Origin of the sequence: Cohaesibacter celericrescens (assembly GCF_002866925.1) — a bacterium.
GTDB lineage: Bacteria > Pseudomonadota > Alphaproteobacteria > Rhizobiales > Cohaesibacteraceae > Cohaesibacter > Cohaesibacter celericrescens.
In genome coordinates, this window is sequence record NZ_PKUQ01000031.1 from 152,725 (window position 1) to 171,361 (window position 18,637).

Genomic DNA, 18,637 nt, shown 5'->3' on the forward strand with positions numbered 1-18,637 from the left:
CAAGGGCCGCTTGCAGCTTTTCGTGTTTTTGGGGCATAACAATGGTTCTGGCTTCGCACCTTTGGTGCCGATGTATGATTGGCAAACGGAGCAGAACACTGAAAGTAGCGACATGATTGATCGTGACCACTTTAATCCCTTTCCTCAGCTTACAGGGCTGGATGACCGATCGAAGGATATTTTCCGCACCATTGTGGAATCATACCTCAATACGGGCGATCCTGTGGGGTCGCGCAATATTTCCAAAGCCCTACCCATTTCCCTATCTCCCGCTTCTGTGCGCAATGCGATGTCCGATCTGGAGCAATTGGGCCTGATTTATGCGCCACACACCAGCGCCGGGCGCCTGCCAACAGAAATCGGGCTGCGCTTCTTTGTCGATGCGATGATGGAGTTTGGTGACCTATCCAACGATGAGCGACATAAAATCGAACGCCAAATGGTTTCCACACATCAACCCGAGGCGGGGGTGGAACACTTGTTGACCAAGGCCAGCCAAATGTTATCCGGTCTGTCCTCCGGCGCAGGGTTGGTATTGACCACAAAACAAGACAAGCGTCTCAAACATGTTGAGTTTGTCCGCCTTGAAGCCACCAAGGCGTTGGTCGTGTTGGTCGATGAAGAAGACAGGGTTGAAAACCGTTTGATTGATTTGCCGTCCGGCTTGCCCGCCTCGGCAATGACCGAAGCCAGCAATTTTCTCAATGCGCATATTCGGGGCAAAACCCTAGCAGACGCTCAAATGGAGATTGAGGCCCATCGCCATGAATTGCAGGCAGAACTAGACGGTCTGACAGCGAAGCTGGTAGAAGCCGGTCTGGCAACGTGGGCAGGAGCAAGCACCGATCGCCCTCAAAGCCTCATTGTTCGGGGTCGGTCGAATTTGCTGGAAAATGTCACAGCATTGGAAGATCTGGACCGAATTCGTCATTTGTTTGATGATCTTGAATCAAAGCGCGATCTCATTCAACTGCTTGAACTGGCCGAGAAAGGCGATGGCGTCCGGATTTATATCGGTTCTGAAAATCAACTCTTTTCGCTTTCCGGCTCATCGGTCATTGTATCGCCTTATCGAGACAGCGAACAAAAAATTGTGGGAATATTGGGGATTATCGGGCCCACTCGACTCAATTATGCGCGGATTGTACCGATGGTTGATTACACAGCACGTGTCTTGAGCAGCATGCTATCCGACCCGAACTGATTACAATATTATGCAGCAGAAGCGAGGGATATAAACTTTTTTCGCTCCGAGATATTCACCTGTTATCGATGCAGCACTTGATTTTTTGCTCAGAAAGCCTGATATCCGGTGCAAATGAGCACCTGCTTGATAGGCAGTAAAACCGCTTGCAAGGTGCATAATCCAAATTAGAGGCCAACATATGTCTGACGAATTGCAAAACGCCGACGCTGTAGAGGGTGCAAACGCTGAGGCCCAGGCGGACGAATCCACTCAGGGTGAAACCTATCTCAATCCGTTGGAAGCCGCCGAGCTTCGCATCGCTGAATTGGAAAAAGAAGCATCTGATATGAAAGATCAGTTGCTGCGTACCATCGCCGAGATGGAGAATCTAAGACGCCGGACACAAAAAGAAGTACAGGACGCCAAGCAATTTTCTGTCGCCAGCTTTGCCCGTGACATGCTGGGCGTTGCCGACAATCTGCGGCGCGGCCTTGAAGTGATTACCGATGAGCAGCGGGCTCAGGCTGACGGTGCACTGAAGGCATTGCTGGAAGGCACCGACTTGACCGAGCGCGAGATGCTCAAAACCCTTGAAAAGCATGGCGTCAAAAAGCTTAATCCCGAGGGCGAAAAGTTTGATCCAAATTATCATCAAGCCATGTTTGAAGTGCCAAATCCTGATGTTCCCAATAACACTGTCGTACAGGTGATTCAGGCAGGCTATGTTATCGGAACACGTATGTTGCGCCCGGCTATGGTCGGCGTTTCAAAAGGCGGCCCGAAAGCCTCGCCAAAAGTCGTTGATATTAACGGTGAAGAAGCTGCTTCTGGTGGTTTTGATAAAACAGTTTAAACCATTTCTCTCAATGATATTTTCAATTAGGGCGGTTCACAGGCCCCTTTCGTTTTGAGACGAAAGGGGCCTCGTTATTTTAAGGCATTGGATGCGCGCCCCGCGCCTCAAAAAAAGACTGAAAACTCTTCATGTGCGCTGTTTCGTCGCAGTAAATAGGCGCAAGTTGGTGACGCTGTATGACTTCGATCAAAGTTGAACAAAATCTCATTGGCTAAATTGAATTTAACCTTGTGGTTCGGGTTAGCCAGTGCGTCTCTCTCCTCCCCTCGACGTTCCTCTGCTGGCGCTTATGCCCATGGATCACACCTTCAAGGAGACTCCCAAGTGAGTCTCCTTTTCTTTTTCAAAATACTATTGGCGATGATTGTGTGCCTACGCGATCCGCATGTTGGTAAGCAGCCACGCGCGGAACTGCACCGCGGCAGGATTGGCATGACCTCGGCGGCGCATCAAATAATAGCTTCGGCCTGTTGGCATGGGTGTCTTTGTCAAAGATACGAGAAACCCTTCCTGCAACGCTTGTGCAATGGACAGAGACCGGGCAATCAATAGGCCCCGCGCCTGCTTTGCCGCTTCAACTGCCAACCATTGATTGGGATAGCGCAGACCGGACGTCCAATCACGCTCGGGTGATGCATTTTGCGCGGCCCAGTTCGACCAATCTCCTTCACAAAGCGCATCATGCAACAATGTAACCGATTTCCAATTGTGGGGATCCTGAAGGCCCAACAGATCCCGATATTGCAAGGTGCACACGGGCTGTAGTGTGTCTTCGAATAAAAAGTCTGACAACACGTCACGTGCCATTGCTTCTTTGGTGCCGATTACAAAATCTACATCTCCATTTTTGGATAACGGGATCGATTTCTCCGCAGTTTTGACATCGATCACAATACCGGGATTTTTGGCATAAAAGTCAGACAGGCGCAGCAACAACCATCCGTCCGCCAGAGCGGGTGCCATTGCAATAGTAAGGCTGATAGCGTCGCTTTGTGTTCTTTCCGGCGGTAACAATATTGCCATGTCATCGAGAATACGACTGAGGCGGCCCAACAGATCGGCCCCTTTTTCCGTCAGCTTCACCCCGTTAGCACGACGCAAAAAAAGTGACTCGCCAAGCCAATGCTCCAAGCCTTTTACGTGTTGGCTCACGGCTGTTGGCGTCACATCCAACTCGTGTGCGGCACGCGAAAATGACCCATACCGCGCCGCGGCTTCAAACGCCTTAACCGCACTGAAAGGCGGTAGTTTTCTTACCACACCATTCTCAGCTCAACACTCGACTTATCAATTCATTCGCGAAGAATTGACAATTCGCTTTCTTTTTCTGGATCATATAGCTCTCAAAAGAACAAGCTATGTAAAGTTTTACTACCCCTATTCTAACTTATGCTTAGCATCATGACCAGCAACATTTGAATTGCAGCTTCATAACCAATTCGAAATTCATGTTTTTTCGTTCAGATGTCAGGGTTGATCTCATTCTCCTGGCTTATTTCATAAAAAAGCCCTCGCCAGCCAAGCGCCGACGAGGGTAGGTTTAGGGGACTTAAAGGTTCTTACGCGACCGATTTTATTCCTTCTGCAGCGGACAACAAAGACGCGTTGCCGCCAGCAGCCGTGGTATCAATGCAAAGATGACGTTCGAGAATATAGCGACATGGATCGGCCTCAACGATCAATGGCACAAGAGGACCATCGCGCTTGGCTAAAGCTGTTCTTATGGCAATCAATTCATCGAGACCAGCATTGCTTGCAATCGCATCAATTCCCTCAAGGCTTGCGATCATTTCGAGTTCGATATGACCATCAACGCCAACAACTGGAGCACCAGCCGCAGTCAGCGTCGCTGCAAAGGCTTCGGCCTTCTCTCCGACCATGACAACAGCGTTGCCGGCCACCAGAGCCGCGACGGATTGCATGAATAGAGCATGCACATCCGGTCCTGTCACGAGTACAATACCACGCGGCACAAATGTGAGGCGATTGGATTCCCCTGTTGGACCAGGCAGATCTTGCGGTGCCAGATCACACTGCATGTAAGCCATAAAATCACTCGGCATATCAGTGCAATTTTTAAGGGCCTCGAAACGGTCCTGATTTGCCTGCCAAGCGGCATGGGTATTTTTATCGGCAATCACTGTGTGTATTGCCCTTTGCAACACGTCAGCGGAGGCGACTCCAGCAGGTGCGACTTGGCTTTCATATCGAGGTGCTTGGTAGAAGCGCTCTACATAATGTGGACCGCCTGCCTTTGGACCGGTTCCAGACAGCCCTTCACCACCGAAGGGTTGGGACCCGACGATCGCGCCAATCTGGTTTCGGTTAACATAGGTATTGCCAACTTCAATCTGATCAACAATCTCTTGTACTCTATTGTCCATGCGCGTGTGCAGGCCAAAGGTAAGACCGAAGCCTTTATCGTTTATTGACTTGATCACATCATTGATTTTGCTTGCTGAGAATGAGGCGACATGCAGAACAGGGCCAAAGATCTCTTCTTCCAGCTCTTCAATCCCAGAAAGCTCAACAATAGACGGAGCGCAAAACAACCCCTTTTGAGGCACAGGCATTTGCTTGAGCAGCTTGCCCCTCGCCTTCATTTTCTCACAATGGCCATCAATTTTAGTCTTGGCCAGTTGATCAATAACCGGACCAATGTCAGTGCTCCATTTCCAAGGATCACCAAGCGCCAATTCATCCATCGCGCCACACAGCATTTCGATCACTTTGTCGTAAATATCCTCTTGCACATAGAGCATACGAAGGGCGGAACAGCGCTGCCCTGCTGACTGAAAGCTGGAGGCAACGATGTCTCTCACCGCTTGTTCCGGCAAGGCGGTCGAGTCCACGACCATCGCATTCAGGCCACCGGTTTCGGCGATCAGTGGCGCGTCGGGTGCCAAATTGGCCGCCATGGCCTTGTTGATCAATTGAGCCGTGGGTGTAGAACCGGTGAAACAGACACCAGCAATGCGCGGATCGCTGGTGAGCGGCGCGCCGACCGTAGGCCCATCGCCGGGCAACAACTGCAACGCCGCGATAGGCACTCCAGCCTGATGCATCATCTCAACTGCACGGAAGGCAATCAACGGGGTCTGTCCTGCCGGTTTGGCGATTACGGCGTTACCTGCTGCGAGCGCAGCAAGGATTTGGCCTGTGAAAATAGCAAGCGGGAAGTTCCAAGGCGATATGCATGTGATCGTTCCGCGTGGATTTTTCTCGGCCTCTCCGGCCAAACGCTCTGCCTCATTGGCATAAAAACGTGCGAAGTCGACCGCTTCGCGGACCTCGCCGATACCATCCAGCATAATTTTTCCCGCCTCACGGGTCGCAAGAGCGAAGAATTCTTCGGCGTTGGCTTCATAAAGATCCGCAACCTTGCGCAGTACGCGTGCGCGCTCGGACACGGCGATCTGGGACCATTGTTCAACTCCCGCCTTGCTGTTTGCAAGCGCCGCCTCCACATCCTCAGCATTGGCTTCTACCACATTGCCAATATGATCGGAGGAGTCAGCTGAATTGAACATCGATTTTGTTTCTGATGCGGATTGATGTCCAGAAATCAAAGGATGAGCCGACCATACATGGGATTTAAACCGCCCTCGCGCAGCATCCAATGCCTCGATCACGACGGGATCTGTGTGATCCCAGCCTTTGGCATTGACGCGCCCTTTGCCGAAAATATCTGCTGGTTTGGTCAAATATGGGTTGGCTATGGCCTCCCCCAATGCCCTCACCTGAGCAAACGGATCTTTGGCAATTTCTTCCGGGGCAATTGTCTCATCAACAATCTGATTGACAAAAGATGAGTTGGCACCATTTTCTAGCAAACGGCGCACCAGATAAGCCAACAGATCCGAATGAGCCCCAACCGGGGCGTAGATACGACAGTTGATCTTTTCTCCTTTCATGACCGTTTCAAAAAGGCTTTCTCCCATGCCGTGCAGACGTTGAAATTCGAAGCGATCCTTATCAACACCCATCATCTGGGCAATTTCCAAGATAGCGGCCACCGAATGGGCATTGTGTGAAGCAAATTGCGGGTAAATGCGGTCGGTCATGTCAAGCAAGCGGCGGGCATTGCTGAGATAGGATACGTCGCTGTTCACCTTGCGCGTAAAAACGGGGAAACCGGAAAGACCCATCACCTGAGCGCGTTTGATTTCTGTGTCCCAATAAGCCCCTTTGACCAAGCGCACAGTAATTTTGCGATCGAGCTTTTGGGCCAGCATATAGAGCCAATCAATAACAAAGGAGGCGCGATGCCCAAACGTCTGCACTACGACACCGAACCCGTCCCACCCAGCGAGGGCAGGATTGGACAGCACTTGTTCGATCACATCGAGGGAAATATCGAGCCGATCCATTTCTTCGGCATCTATATTGAAACCCATGTTGGCTGATTTGGCCAGCAATGCGAGCGCAAAGGTGCGTGACGTCAATTCAGTCAGAACGCGCTCTTTCTTGGCTATTTCATAGCGCGGATGCAGCGCAGAGAGCTTGACCGAAATACCTGGGTTTTTATGGATTGATTTGGATTTGCAATGAGGTGCAAGTTCGGTGATCGCATCAGAATAAGACAGGTGATATTTTTTGGCATCATCCTCGGTGCGGGCCGATTCGCCAAGCATGTCGTAAGAGTAGGTATACCCCTTGTCCTGCATCCCCTTTGCGCGATTGGTCGCTTTTTCAATTGTGGTGCCAAGAACAAACTGTCGCCCCAGCTCTTTCATTGCCTGCGCCACTGCGGTACGCACCACCGGTTCGCCCATGCGCTTGACCATAGAATGCAGGGTAGAGACGAGACCTTGTTGTTCCTGATCTTTCAATATTTTTCCCGTAAGCATCAGCGCCCAAGTGGATGCGTTGATCATAGGGGATGAAGATTGCCCCAGATGCACGCCCCATTCACTTGGCGCGATTTTATCGGAAATCAGCGCATCAATGGTTTCGTCGTCTGGCACCCGCAGCAAAGCTTCAGCCAAACACATAAGAGCAACACCTTCACGGGTCGACAAACCATATTGTGCGAGAAAATTCTCCATCATGGTTGGGGTGGTTGAGGACCGAATTGCCCGAATGAGATCGGCCGCGCGTTGGCTGGCGCTTTTGCCCAGACTTTCATCCATATGGGCATCTTCCATCAAGCGTCGCACATTAGTGGCTTCATCAGCCAAATAATGGTCGCGAATGATATGGCGCAAATCAGTCAAACGGGTATCAAGATCAAGCGTATCAGAATCAAGCATTGTGGCGCTCCAGGAAGGGTTTGCCTCAACAATCTTTTCGATTTTTTATAGTGGTGCGACCCGCATAGAAATATGTGCGACAGAAGCCCGGATGTTGAGGAAATTAGATTGCAATTATTTTATTGCTTCCAGCTTAGACAAAAACATCTAGGCTGAGCGCCTAAAATTCACGCAAAATCAGTCAAATCGTTTGTATTTTCGGGCGTAATTTGCACTTATTATTTATAAAACAGGTGATTCATGGACGATTTGGATAGTTTTGATCGCAAAATAGTGGCTGTGCTTGCAAACAATGGGCGCATAACCGTCACCGAGCTTGCCCAGCGCGTGGGGTTGTCCAAGACACCCTGCCAGATCCGCATGCGCAAACTGGAAGAAAACGGCTATATTCTGGGCTATGGTGCGATACTCGACCCGGAACGCTTGGGCGAAGGACATATCGCCTTTGTACAGGTGACATTGAGTGATACACGGTCTGAGGCGCTCAATGCCTTCAACGAAGCCGTGCGTCACATCCGCGAAGTAGAACAGTGCCACATGATCGCCAGTCATTTTGACTATCTGCTTAAAATCCGCACCCGTGACATGGCCAATTATCGCAAAGTGTTGGGCGAAAAAATTTCGGCCCTGCCTCATGTGGCGCAGACATCAACCTTCGTGGTGATGGAAAATGTGAAAGATCGGGCTCAATGATTGCAAAGACAAATCAAAAGGCCTGATCCATCCCTGTTACTTCGGCGCATAGTCCGCGTTGTCCAACGTAACCGCTTCATGGAAATGACGCAGCAGATCACGATCTGCAGCGCTGACGCGGCTCCAGTTGGGAATGAACGGCGTCTCCATTGGATTATCCAAATAAGCTGCCCCAGCTTCAACGATATTGGCCGCAAACAGCTCACAAGCACGCTCTTCTTCATGGCGATCGGTATGCAAGCCGTTCATAATGGCATCATTGTAATAGGTTTCCACCATATCGAGGGAAACGCGCAAGTAAGTCGCCTTCAGAGTGCGGAAAAATTCACCCGAGAAGATAACACCATCAATCGCCAGTTTCCGGTAGAGCGCTTTGGCAATGTCTGTGGACATGCGCGATAGACCTTGCGTGGCGTCTTCCTCCGACAGCGGCTGGTGTTTGTGATCGTAGATATCTGCGATTTCTGTTTGGCAGACAGCTTTGGGCGACAAATTGCGGTGCACTTCCGACAAAACACCGATTTCCAAACCCCAATCAGACGGTATCCGGATATCGGGCAACATATAGGTCCGCATGGCAAATTCACCGGCCAAAGGATATCGGAACGCTTGCAGATATTCCAAATATTGATTGTCACCAATCAATTTGCGCAAGGCGATCAACAACGGAGAAACCAATAGGCGTGTCACCCGGCCATTGAGTTTGCCATCGGCAATGCGTGGATAATATCCCTTACAGAATTGATAGGAGAAATCGGGATTGGCGACGGGATATACCAGACGCGCCAGCATGTCCTTTTTATAGGTCAAGATATCGCAATCATGCAAAGCAACAACATCACTGCTTTGGTCAGCAAGAGCAAACCCCATGCAATACCAGACATTGCGGCCCTTACCCGGCTCGTTTGGAGCGATGCCCAGCTCTTTAAGGCGGGCGTCGATTGCCATGAGCCGAGGGCCATCATTCCACAGAACGCTGTGTTCTTGCGGAAGACGCGAAAAATAACGCTTGGCATAGCGATATTGTTCTTCGTCGGCGCGATCAAGGCCAATGATGACCTGATTGATAAATTTTGCTTGGCTCAATTCGTCGAGAATATTTGCCAGCGCTGGCCCTTCCAGTTCTGAAAACAGAGAGGGCAGAATGAGAGAAATCTTCCGGGTTTGAGAAAATTCAACCAGCTGGCGTTCAAGCTGTTCAGAGGATCCTGTAGAGAAATGATGCAGGTTTGCTACTTTGCCATTTTGATGAAAATCACCCATTGCTAATCTCCCTGACTTTTTGGGTTTTGGGTCTGTCTATGTGCATCATTGCTATAGATTTGACCAAAAAGTTTCTGGATCGCTTCGTTCCAGCCTTGCGGCCCTGATTTTTGTGTACGGATAATATGATCTGGATATGCTTCCTCGCCAGACAAGGCTGGAAGCGTTGGGCCGTGGGGATTTTTTATAATAACCGCTCTATCAGCTGCCTCCAGCATTTCAATGTCATTGGGTGCGTCCCCGAGCGCAATGGTTAAAACTGGACGATCCCGCCATCCTAGATCATCGATAATGTTACGCATTTGATCCGCTTTTGTGGCGCCAAAAGACAGGGTGTAATACCGTCCACCCTGTCGAGCCTTGATGCCCTTTTTCTCAAGCCATGTCTCAAACTCTTGCCTTTGGCCATCATCCCCACGCCAGAGCCCTGGCTCTGAGTAAAATCGTTTCGATGCCAAAATGACCTTTTTCAGATCTAGTCCAGTTTGAGTTGCGATCTCACGATCGCTCCAATCACCAAATCCGACAAACAGCCCTTGCAAACCCGACGGTAATTGCTTCAAAGCCGCACGAATGCGCTGATACTCACTCACCTCGCCACTGGACGCATTCAGGCTCATATGAGCAGGAAGAAGGCCGGCCCCATTTTCAACGATGGCTGGACAATGCACAAAACCAAGCTCCGCGCGAAGAGGCGCAATTTCTGCTGCAGTCTTGCTGCTGGCCAAAATGAGAGGGACATCGCGATTGCGCAAAAGATCAAGCGCTGGCTTGGCTGCGTCGTAGCTGTAGCTGTTATGATCCAGCAATGATCCATCAAGATCGGTAAAGACGATCAATCTCATTTCGTTACTGACCAGTTGGCCCAACCTATTAGCCTCATCGCTTAAGTGATGCCCGAATCGATATCAAATGGGTAGCATTAATTTGCAGAGAGAACCAGAACGAGCGCCAAAATTGACCCGTTGCCGCATGGTCATATTATTGCGCGGGCACTGCCAAAACCGAAAGTGCTTTGGGGTGAATTTTGATATCGATGACATCAGGAACGGGCCATAATTCGCCATCCAGAACACTCTTGGCAGGTTTTCCCTTATGCAGCCGCTTGATTTGCACAGAGCTGCCTGAGCTGACCAGCATATTGGAATTGTCCTGCATTTTGCCAATCAATGTATCGGCAGCAAGGGCTAGTGCATCCTTGCGGCTCAAATTTCCGGCCATATATACGCCCAGAACGCCACCATCGGGTTTTTCTGCCCTTGGCGGTGCAGTTTGCTCAAACAGATTGTTTGAGACCGACAGGCTGCTCAATCGAACTGATTTGGCCACACCATCTATTGTCATTTCCAGCGCATGACATGGCATATGTCTGATCGTGTCGAGATAGGCGCGAATACCCGCTAGCATTTTTCCAAATCTGGATTGATAGGAATAATTCTTTCTTTTAATGACCGTTGTTGGATGCAGGCCGATGGACAATTGATGCACAAAGGCGTGATCGTTGGCTGTTGCGATATCGACCTTGCGTTCCTGCCCTTTGGCAAGCGCTTCAATGGCACCTTCCACGTCTAGTGGCAGATCCAAAGACCGTGCATAAAGATTCATAGTCCCTGCAGGTACGACAGCGAGGGTTTTGCCATGGCGCCACGCCAAAGAAGCCGCGGCTGAAATTGTGCCATCCCCGCCAGCGGCCAGCAATATGTCCAGCTCAGGATCGCCCGCTTTTTTGGTCATAAGCTCAATCAGTTGTTTGCCACCATTTCTATGAATTTCAACCTGATAGCCTTGCGACACAAAACAGCTTTCCAGCTTTTCCTCGACCATTTGAATGTCAAGCGACCGTAAGGTCCCACTATCTGTATTGAGAAATGCGACAAGTTTTTTGGCGGATTGTGGCATCGAGGAATAGGCCTTTATCATTAAATTGCATTGTTGTTTTTGCGTTCTTTAAGGCAGAGTTACCCGTCGTATCGTCAAGTTTATCCGACCCGGCTCCCTGAGCAATGCCGATGTGCCCGCATCTATGCGATCCACCCCATGATAGGCCATACGATCGGCCCCATCCAAAATCAAGATATCGCCAGATCTGAGCAAAAAGCTTTTGGTCGCAGCGGAGCGTTCTGTACCACCCAGACGAAAGCGCGCATCGTCCCCCAACGATATCGACAAGATTGGCGCTTTCATGTCCTTTTCATCACTGTCCACATGCAATCCCATTTTGGCATCCGCGCTGTAATAGTTGATGAGGCAAGCTTGGGGAGAATGGGAATAGCCCGTCACTTCATCCCACAGCACCATGAGACTATCTGGAATGGCTGGCCAAGGCTCTCCCGTTACAGGGTGTGTTTCCTCATAACGATAGCCAGATTTATCCGACACCCAGCCAAGCGGCCCGCAATTGGACATGCGAACCGAAAATGGCTTTCCCCAACGTGGCATGGTCGGTGTAAACAGCGGAGCTTTTGCCACTATGGCCCTGATTTCTTCAAGCAGGGCAGTTTGTTGTGGATGGTTTAGGTAACCGGAAAGCAGCTGCATATCTTACGCACCCACCCTACTGGAACATCAAATGACTTGGAGCGCCGAATTGTTCGGCCCACGGTTCCCATGCAACGTCTGTGGGACCGATAACGACAGCCTTGGATATCCAGCGACTGCCATTATAATTCACCAACGCATATGTCGTGAAACCGTCAAAAAAATCAGCATCCGCTGCTACGGGTGTTTTGCGTATGTCAATAGGGCGACCACCAGGTCTCTGCGGTTCGACAACGACAAAAGCCCAATTGTTCGCTACCTTCATGGAGGTGACGACAAATTCTATCGGTTTGAGCAAATCTGCTTCAACACTGGGGCGAACGGCATCGAGAATCGCTTTGCGTTCGGCTGAACCACGTTGGGGCGTATAAGAATCACCTGCAGCCAAAGCGCTGTTCACAACGGTGAAGCAAAGAAATATAGACGACAAAATGGGCACAATAAAACGCATTAAGGGGTTCCTTTTCCGGCTTTTTGTTGGCCCTTCGTTGATATGGTTGGTCAATATATCGGTACAATGTGACGGGAAATTCACATCAAAAATCCCATCTTGTTTTTCAGCTATAGCATCATTAACCAGATATTAATGCAATTCTCCCTCTTTATTTTGCCTCTGCACTCTTATATGAGGGGTGCCTAATTTTAAAATTTTGTGGCAAAAGCACTCAAAGTGATAGGGTTTTCGCCTTGCAGGAAGCAAGACTGAGCCTTATATGTCCCCTGAATGAGTATGAAACCCGCGTCCTAGACGCATCTTCATGGGGGCCGGACCGATATTCGGTGATGCAAAACCGCTTTTGAAGGGTTTGACCGGCCTGCCGATAAGGAGAAGAGAAGATGAGTAAAATCATTGGTATTGATTTGGGTACCACCAACTCTTGTGTATCCATCATGGATGGCAAAGAACCCAAAGTTATCGAAAATGCGGAAGGTGCACGTACAACCCCTTCCATGATCGCTTTCACGGACGATGGCGAACGCCTAGCTGGACAGCCTGCAAAACGTCAGGCTGTGACCAACCCAACGAATACCCTGTTTGCTGTCAAACGCCTGATCGGTCGTCGCTATGATGATCCTGCTGTGGCAAAAGACAAAGAGCTGGTGCCATATGAAATCGTCAAAGGCGACAATGGCGATGCATGGGTTAAAGTAAACGGTGAGACCTATTCTCCCTCGCAGGTTTCCGCGATGATCCTTCAGAAAATGAAGGAAACCGCAGAAGACTACCTCGGTGAGAAAGTCACAGAAGCGGTTGTGACCGTTCCGGCTTACTTCAACGATGCACAGCGACAGGCAACAAAAGACGCCGGCAAGATCGCTGGTTTGGATGTGAAACGCATCATCAACGAGCCAACCGCAGCAGCCTTGGCCTATGGCCTTGACAAAAATGACGGCAAAACCATCGCGGTTTATGACCTTGGTGGTGGTACGTTCGATGTGTCCATTCTGGAAATCGGCGACGGCGTGTTTGAAGTGAAATCCACCAACGGTGATACATTCCTTGGCGGTGAAGACTTTGACATGCATCTGGTCGACTATCTGGTGGGCGAGTTCAAAAAACAGAGCGGTATGGACCTTAAAGGGGACAAACTGGCGCTGCAGCGTCTGAAAGAAGCGTCAGAAAAAGCCAAAATCGAGCTGTCTTCTGCCACTCAGACCGAAATCAACCTGCCATACATCACGGCCGATGCGTCTGGTCCAAAACATCTGACCTTGAAATTGACTCGTGCCAAATTCGAAGCCTTGGTTGACGGTCTGATCAAACGTACGATCAAACCTTGTGAAGCAGCTTTGAAAGACGCTGGCCTCACTGCTTCTGATATCGATGAAGTGGTTCTGGTTGGTGGCATGACCCGTATGCCTAAAGTTCAAGCTTCAGTGAAGCAGTTCTTCGGCAAAGAACCTCATAAGGGTGTGAACCCCGATGAAGTGGTTGCCATGGGTGCTGCCATTCAGGCTGGCGTTCTGCAAGGCGACGTGAAAGACGTTTTGCTGCTCGACGTGACACCATTGTCATTGGGTATCGAAACCCTTGGCGGTGTCTTCACTCGTCTGATCGACCGCAATACCACGATCCCGACCAAGAAAAGCCAGGTCTTCTCTACTGCTGATGACAATCAGAATGCAGTGACGATCCGGGTCTTCCAGGGCGAGCGTGAAATGGCGGCCGACAACAAGGCTCTTGGTCAGTTCGATCTGGTTGGTATTCCGCCTGCACCGCGCGGTGTACCGCAGATTGAAGTGACATTCGATATCGACGCCAACGGTATCGTGAATGTGTCAGCTCTCGACAAAGGCACCGGCAAGGAGCAGAAGATCTCGATCCGTGCTTCTGGCGGCCTTTCTGATGCAGACATCGAGCAGATGGTCAAGGATGCGGAGACCAACGCTGAATCCGATAAAAAGCGGAAAGAGCTGGTCGAAGCCAAAAACCATGGCGAAGCTCTGGTACACTCTGCCGAGAAGTCACTGGTTGACTTCGGTGACAAGGTTTCGGAAGCGGATAAATCTGCGATTGAATCAGCCATTGCCGCTTTGAAAACGGCTCTGGAAGGTGAAGATCTCGAAGCAATCAGTGCCAAATCTGAAGCACTGGGTACCGCATCCATGAAACTGGGTGAAGCCATGTATGCAGCGCAGCAGTCAGACGAAGAAGCTCGGGCCGCTGCCGATGCCGCCGCGGATGCGGCACAAGGCGAGGACATTGTCGATGCGGACTTCGAAGAAGTACGCGAAGATGACGACAAAAAGTCCTAAGCACACTTCGGTGTCGATGTAGATCACTTAAGAGCCGGCGCCTCACTGGCGTCGGCTTTTCCATATTGATCCCGCAAAGACAGTCGCAGAACGGAACCGAGCATGATCGTCATTTCAGCGCAGGCTTTTCCCCCAAGAACCGGTGGTATCCAAAATCTTCTGGCCGGTACTGCTGAGTATATCGCCAAGGCAGGCTATTCTGTTCTGGTGCTCGCAGATGGAGGAAAAGACGCACGGCAATGGCAGCAGCAGGCCAATCTTCCCTATGAAGTGGAATGGTTTTCTGGCCCCCGCCCTTTGCGGCGACGTCTAAAGGCACGCCGGTTATCACAATTGGTGAAATCGGGCGAGGTACAGGCGCTTTATGCTGATACATGGAAGAGTTTGGAGCTTTTGGATCCATCCCAGCCCTTCCCTGTTGTGACATGGGCTCATGGCAACGAATTCCCTAATGTCGGAAAAAAGATCGAGCGCATCCAAGCAGCCCTGAGCAAAGCTGACCATATCATTTTCAATTCACAGGAAACCATGGGACGGGCAAAAGCCTTTACTCCCGCTGGGGCATTATCGTCCATTGTCCATCCACCCATTTTTGATCCGGAGCTCCCTGCCCCGGAAGACCAAGCTCGGTTGGACCAGATTTGGTCTACGCATTCTCCAAAACTGCTCTGCACCTGTCGGTTGATCGACTGGAAAGGGCTTGATCAAGCAATTTCAGCGATGCCCGCTATATTGCAGCAGTTTCCTGACGCCAAGTTGGCTATTGCCGGTATCGGTGATGATTTGGAACGCTTGCAGGCGTTGGTGCTGTCGCTGGATCTGGATAAAAATGTTGAGTTTTTGGGTTGGATTGACGATTCGACGAAAACCGCTTTGTTCCGATCTGCTGATTTGTTTCTTCAACCGGGAAGACAAGTGATTGAGGAACGCGAAGGTTATGGCATCAGTTATGTTGAAGCCGCCTTACAAGGATTGCCAACGGTTTGTGGCGATGCAGGTGGTGCTCCCGAGGCGATTGTTGATGGCGTAACAGGATTGGTTGTGGATGCAACCAGCACAGAAAATGTGTCCAGCGCAGTGCTTTCGGTCCTCGGCGACAAGGCGTTGCATGCTTCGATGCAATCCTCGTCCAAAACCCACGGTGAAGCGTGTCTTTGGCGCAACCGCATTGCTGCCGTTCTGGCGCCTTGTGGCCTTGCGCCAGTTAATGACTTGTCTGAGCATGATATTAACGGGGTAGCGACCTAACGCTTTTACAGGTGGATTAAGCAATTATGTCCAAAGCCGATTATTACGAAACACTCGAGGTCTCCCGCGAGGCTTCCGACAAGGAGCTGAAAAGCGCCTTTCGCAAAAAGGCTATGCAGTTTCACCCTGACCGGAACCCGGACAACCCAGAAGCCGAGTCGCTTTTCAAGGTTGTGAATGAGGCCTACGAAGTCCTCAAAGACTCTGAAAAAAGAGCCGCTTATGACCGCTACGGTCATGCCGCATTTGAGCAAGGTGGAGCTGGCCAAGGGTTTGGATCTGATTTCGGCTCTTCTATGTCCGATATTTTTGAAGATATCTTCGGCGATATGATGGGCGGCGGCGGTGGGCGACGCTCGCGCGGTCGAGAACGCGGCGCTGATTTGCGCTACAACATGGAAATCTCACTCGAAGAAGCCTTTCACGGCAAAACCGCAGAAATCGATGTGCCGACTTCGGTTACCTGCACATCTTGTTCGGGAACAGGCGCCAAGGCAGGCACCAGCCCCAAACCATGCCGCACCTGTGGTGGTATGGGGAAGGTTCGGGCAAGCCAGGGCTTCTTTACCGTCGAGCGCACCTGTCCGAGTTGTCACGGTCGTGGCGAGTTTATTGAAGACCCTTGCGACAGCTGTGGTGGCGCAGGCCGCACCACCGAAAATCGCAACCTTTCTGTTAATATTCCAGCCGGAATTGAAGATGGCACGCGTATCCGCCTGTCTGGTGAAGGAGAAGCAGGTGTTCGCGGTGGCCCACCCGGCGATCTCTATATCTTCCTGACGCAAAAACCGCATGAATTGTTCCAGCGGGACGGGGCCGATATTTTCTGTCGTGTTCCCATTTCCATGACCACCGCAATTTTGGGCGGGCAATTTGAAGTGCCGACTGTCGATGGTGGTAAAACCCGCGTGAAGGTTCCTGAAGGAACCCAGACCGGCAAACAGTTCCGCTTACGAGGCAAAGGCATGCCGGTGCTACGCAGTCCACAATATGGTGACATGTATATTCAGGTTGAGGTGGAAACGCCGCGCAAATTGACCAAGCGTCAAAGAGAACTGATTCAGGAGTTCGGTGATTTGAGCCATGACGATAATCACCCCGATAGCACAGGCTTTTTTGCCAAGGTGAAAGATTTTTTCGAACGTATCGCAGAATAATTTGATAAGCTGATGCATAAAAAGGAGGCAAGCCGAGACATGCCTCCTTTTTTGTGCATTCTAGAAAAACATGACGATTTGTTCTGCTAAGGTCTTTTCACCGACATAAATACACCCTAAGTCTGGTATAAGCGTTTTTCATAGTGCTGTTACGTGATCAGGACCGCACCCAGTTTCGCAACAATGACAGTTACGAGCAGTAGGGCTTGGGCACGACAAGTTTTCGAGGAATAAATGCTCAAGAAATTGCGTAACCGCCCCCTAATCGGCCGTTTGCCAGATGAAATCCGTTTTCTCCGGCAGTGGTTTGACAATCCACTAAAAACGGGCGCTGTGGCTCCTTCAAGCCCGGCACTTGCGAAGCGCATGGCTTCCTATATCGACACGAGTATTTCAGGACGTGTGCTGGAATTAGGGCCTGGAACTGGCGTCGTCACCCAAGCAGTGATCAACTGCGGTGTTGATCCGATGCGTATTCTTGCCATTGAATATTCTACTGAGTTTGTTGAGATCCTGCGTGATCGGTTCGCGGGAGCAACGGTGATGCAGGGCGATGCCTATGATTTTGAAGCGATCCGTCAAGAGCACATTGATGAACCCTTGTGTGCGGTTGTCTCAAGCCTGCCTCTCTTCACCAAACCAAAAGCAATGCGCAAGCGTTTGATCTCACTGTGCCTAGATGCCTTGTCACCGGGAGCGCCTTTTATCCAGTTTTCTTATGCGCTGGTTCCGCCAGTGCCAGAGAGTGAAGGCAACTTTACGATAGAAACCAGCAGTTGGGTCTTGGGCAACTTGCCCCCTGCACGGGTTTGGGTCTACCGCCGCCCTGTAAATTAAGCTTGGGCAAATATTGTTGCCGCAAACGAGCGACAATGAATAGCTGCGATGCCCTGAAAATCAATCGAAAACAGGCATAAAATCGCAAGCGAAACAATTTTCTTGATCTTTGAAGCCCGCCATTCTGATTGTATGCACCCTTGCAATTTTACAAGAATGCAGGTCTCAATTGCATCGTGACATATCAGAATAGGGGCCTCCTTATGCAAACATTTCGCCTTCTTTGTCTGGCGGGTTCAACCCGAACCGATAGCTATAATTACGCCCTCGCGGGAACGATGGCCAAGCAATTGAGCTTGACGGGAATAAATGCCACCCTCATTTCGCTAGAGGATTATCCCTTGCCGCTTTTCAATGCGGATGATGAGACTGAAAAGGGATTGCCAGACAACGCCGTTCGACTGTCCAAACTTTTGGCGCAGCATGACGGTGTTTTTATCGCCAGCCCTGAATATAATGCGTCTCTCACTCCTTTGCTAAAGAATACGCTGGACTGGATTTCGCGCGTGCCTTCAGATGGCCGTGATCCTTTTAATACTCCCGTTTTTGCCATCGGCTCTGCGTCTCCCGGCAAATTGGGCGGTATGCGCTCCCTTGCTCATTTGCGGCAAATCCTTGTGGCGCTGGGTGCCATTGTTATTCCCGAACAAATCAGCATCGGATCTGCAGGGAATGCCTTTGATGACAAGGGAGATCTGACGGGAGATCGCGAAGCAGCATTTCTGAATAATTGTGCCAGCAAGTTGGTTCAAACAGCACAACGCCTCAAGTCACTCGCGTGAATGGCAAGCTGACTTTCGTTTGGCCTATGGACCATACGGTTTTGGGATGATATGGCTCTTGTCGAACC

The 18,637-nt window shown here is 50.5% G+C and carries 15 protein-coding genes; 8 read left to right on the top strand and 7 right to left on the bottom strand.

Annotated features, from left to right (window positions below; translation table 11 throughout):
- Nucleotides 1-112: 112 nt before the first annotated feature.
- Nucleotides 113-1,204 (top strand): heat-inducible transcriptional repressor HrcA, encoded by a 1,092-nt coding sequence (hrcA, locus tag C0081_RS14995; RefSeq protein ID WP_101534916.1) that lies wholly within the window; start codon nt 113-115, stop codon nt 1,202-1,204.
- A gap of 181 nt (nt 1,205-1,385) precedes the next feature.
- Nucleotides 1,386-2,039, top strand: a complete 654-nt coding sequence (gene grpE / locus C0081_RS15000) for a nucleotide exchange factor GrpE (RefSeq protein WP_101534646.1) — start codon at nt 1,386-1,388, stop codon at nt 2,037-2,039.
- A 375-nt stretch (nt 2,040-2,414) separates the two neighbouring features.
- Here grpE and C0081_RS15005 read toward each other — a convergent pair whose 3' ends face one another.
- Nucleotides 2,415-3,302 carry a LysR family transcriptional regulator gene (locus C0081_RS15005; protein WP_101534647.1) on the bottom strand — a complete coding sequence of 296 codons (888 nt, stop codon included), beginning with the start codon at nt 3,300-3,302 and terminating at the stop codon, nt 2,415-2,417.
- 299 nt (nt 3,303-3,601) lie between these two features.
- The gene (putA, locus tag C0081_RS15010) at nt 3,602-7,294 is read right to left on the bottom strand and encodes a bifunctional proline dehydrogenase/L-glutamate gamma-semialdehyde dehydrogenase PutA (RefSeq protein WP_101534648.1); all 3,693 of its coding nucleotides are present in this window, start codon (nt 7,292-7,294) and stop codon (nt 3,602-3,604) included.
- Between the two features lie 240 nt (nt 7,295-7,534).
- Here putA and C0081_RS15015 point away from each other — a divergent pair, with 240 nt between their 5' ends.
- Complete coding sequence (locus tag C0081_RS15015; protein WP_101534649.1) at nt 7,535-7,987, top strand: Lrp/AsnC family transcriptional regulator; 453 nt, start codon at nt 7,535-7,537, stop codon at nt 7,985-7,987.
- Between the two features lie 36 nt (nt 7,988-8,023).
- Here C0081_RS15015 and C0081_RS15020 read toward each other — a convergent pair whose 3' ends face one another.
- The 5 genes from C0081_RS15020 to C0081_RS15040 form a co-directional block, all read right to left on the bottom strand.
- The gene (locus tag C0081_RS15020) at nt 8,024-9,250 is read right to left on the bottom strand and encodes a glycosyltransferase family protein (RefSeq protein WP_101534650.1); all 1,227 of its coding nucleotides are present in this window, start codon (nt 9,248-9,250) and stop codon (nt 8,024-8,026) included.
- A 2-nt stretch (nt 9,251-9,252) separates the two neighbouring features.
- Nucleotides 9,253-10,095, bottom strand: a complete 843-nt coding sequence (locus C0081_RS15025; RefSeq protein ID WP_101534651.1) for an HAD-IIB family hydrolase — start codon at nt 10,093-10,095, stop codon at nt 9,253-9,255.
- Between the two features lie 136 nt (nt 10,096-10,231).
- Complete coding sequence (locus C0081_RS15030) at nt 10,232-11,149, bottom strand: diacylglycerol/lipid kinase family protein (RefSeq protein WP_180966914.1); 918 nt, start codon at nt 11,147-11,149, stop codon at nt 10,232-10,234.
- 48 nt (nt 11,150-11,197) lie between these two features.
- Entirely contained in the window at nt 11,198-11,788 is a 591-nt protein-coding gene (locus C0081_RS15035; RefSeq protein ID WP_101534653.1) for an alpha-ketoglutarate-dependent dioxygenase AlkB, read from the bottom strand.
- A gap of 16 nt (nt 11,789-11,804) precedes the next feature.
- Nucleotides 11,805-12,239, bottom strand: a complete 435-nt coding sequence (locus C0081_RS15040; protein WP_101534654.1) for a hypothetical protein — start codon at nt 12,237-12,239, stop codon at nt 11,805-11,807.
- A 386-nt stretch (nt 12,240-12,625) separates the two neighbouring features.
- On the opposite strand from C0081_RS15040, the gene dnaK reads away from it, so the two are divergent.
- From dnaK to C0081_RS15070, 5 genes are all read left to right on the top strand, one after another.
- Nucleotides 12,626-14,545, top strand: a complete 1,920-nt coding sequence (gene dnaK, locus C0081_RS15045) for a molecular chaperone DnaK (protein WP_101534655.1) — start codon at nt 12,626-12,628, stop codon at nt 14,543-14,545.
- A gap of 102 nt (nt 14,546-14,647) precedes the next feature.
- Nucleotides 14,648-15,793, top strand: coding sequence for a glycosyltransferase family 4 protein (locus C0081_RS15050; RefSeq protein ID WP_101534656.1), 1,146 nt, complete (start codon nt 14,648-14,650; stop codon nt 15,791-15,793).
- 26 nt (nt 15,794-15,819) lie between these two features.
- The gene (dnaJ, locus tag C0081_RS15055) at nt 15,820-16,950 is read left to right on the top strand and encodes a molecular chaperone DnaJ (RefSeq protein WP_101534657.1); all 1,131 of its coding nucleotides are present in this window, start codon (nt 15,820-15,822) and stop codon (nt 16,948-16,950) included.
- Between the two features lie 234 nt (nt 16,951-17,184).
- Nucleotides 17,185-17,787 (top strand): class I SAM-dependent methyltransferase, encoded by a 603-nt coding sequence (locus tag C0081_RS15060; protein WP_101534658.1) that lies wholly within the window; start codon nt 17,185-17,187, stop codon nt 17,785-17,787.
- Between the two features lie 203 nt (nt 17,788-17,990).
- Nucleotides 17,991-18,569, top strand: a complete 579-nt coding sequence (locus C0081_RS15070) for an NADPH-dependent FMN reductase (RefSeq protein ID WP_101534660.1) — start codon at nt 17,991-17,993, stop codon at nt 18,567-18,569.
- Nucleotides 18,570-18,637 lie beyond the last annotated feature (68 nt).

What these genes read in the sequence shown, in the direction of transcription:
- C0081_RS15035 (WP_101534653.1), bottom strand. Translation starts at nt 11,788, where the DNA reads ATGCAGCTGCTTTCCGGTTACCTAAACCATCCACAACAAACTGCCCTG.
- putA (WP_101534648.1), bottom strand. Translation starts at nt 7,294, where the DNA reads ATGCTTGATTCTGATACGCTTGATCTTGATACCCGTTTGACTGATTTG.
- C0081_RS15015 (WP_101534649.1), top strand. Translation starts at nt 7,535, where the DNA reads ATGGACGATTTGGATAGTTTTGATCGCAAAATAGTGGCTGTGCTTGCA.
- C0081_RS15025 (WP_101534651.1), bottom strand. Translation starts at nt 10,095, where the DNA reads ATGAGATTGATCGTCTTTACCGATCTTGATGGATCATTGCTGGATCAT.
- C0081_RS15040 (WP_101534654.1), bottom strand. Translation starts at nt 12,239, where the DNA reads ATGCGTTTTATTGTGCCCATTTTGTCGTCTATATTTCTTTGCTTCACC.
- C0081_RS15020 (WP_101534650.1), bottom strand. Translation starts at nt 9,250, where the DNA reads ATGGGTGATTTTCATCAAAATGGCAAAGTAGCAAACCTGCATCATTTC.
- hrcA (WP_101534916.1), top strand. Translation starts at nt 113, where the DNA reads ATGATTGATCGTGACCACTTTAATCCCTTTCCTCAGCTTACAGGGCTG.
- dnaK (WP_101534655.1), top strand. Translation starts at nt 12,626, where the DNA reads ATGAGTAAAATCATTGGTATTGATTTGGGTACCACCAACTCTTGTGTA.
- C0081_RS15070 (WP_101534660.1), top strand. Translation starts at nt 17,991, where the DNA reads ATGCAAACATTTCGCCTTCTTTGTCTGGCGGGTTCAACCCGAACCGAT.
- C0081_RS15050 (WP_101534656.1), top strand. Translation starts at nt 14,648, where the DNA reads ATGATCGTCATTTCAGCGCAGGCTTTTCCCCCAAGAACCGGTGGTATC.
- dnaJ (WP_101534657.1), top strand. Translation starts at nt 15,820, where the DNA reads ATGTCCAAAGCCGATTATTACGAAACACTCGAGGTCTCCCGCGAGGCT.
- grpE (WP_101534646.1), top strand. Translation starts at nt 1,386, where the DNA reads ATGTCTGACGAATTGCAAAACGCCGACGCTGTAGAGGGTGCAAACGCT.
- C0081_RS15060 (WP_101534658.1), top strand. Translation starts at nt 17,185, where the DNA reads ATGCTCAAGAAATTGCGTAACCGCCCCCTAATCGGCCGTTTGCCAGAT.
- C0081_RS15030 (WP_180966914.1), bottom strand. Translation starts at nt 11,149, where the DNA reads ATGCCACAATCCGCCAAAAAACTTGTCGCATTTCTCAATACAGATAGT.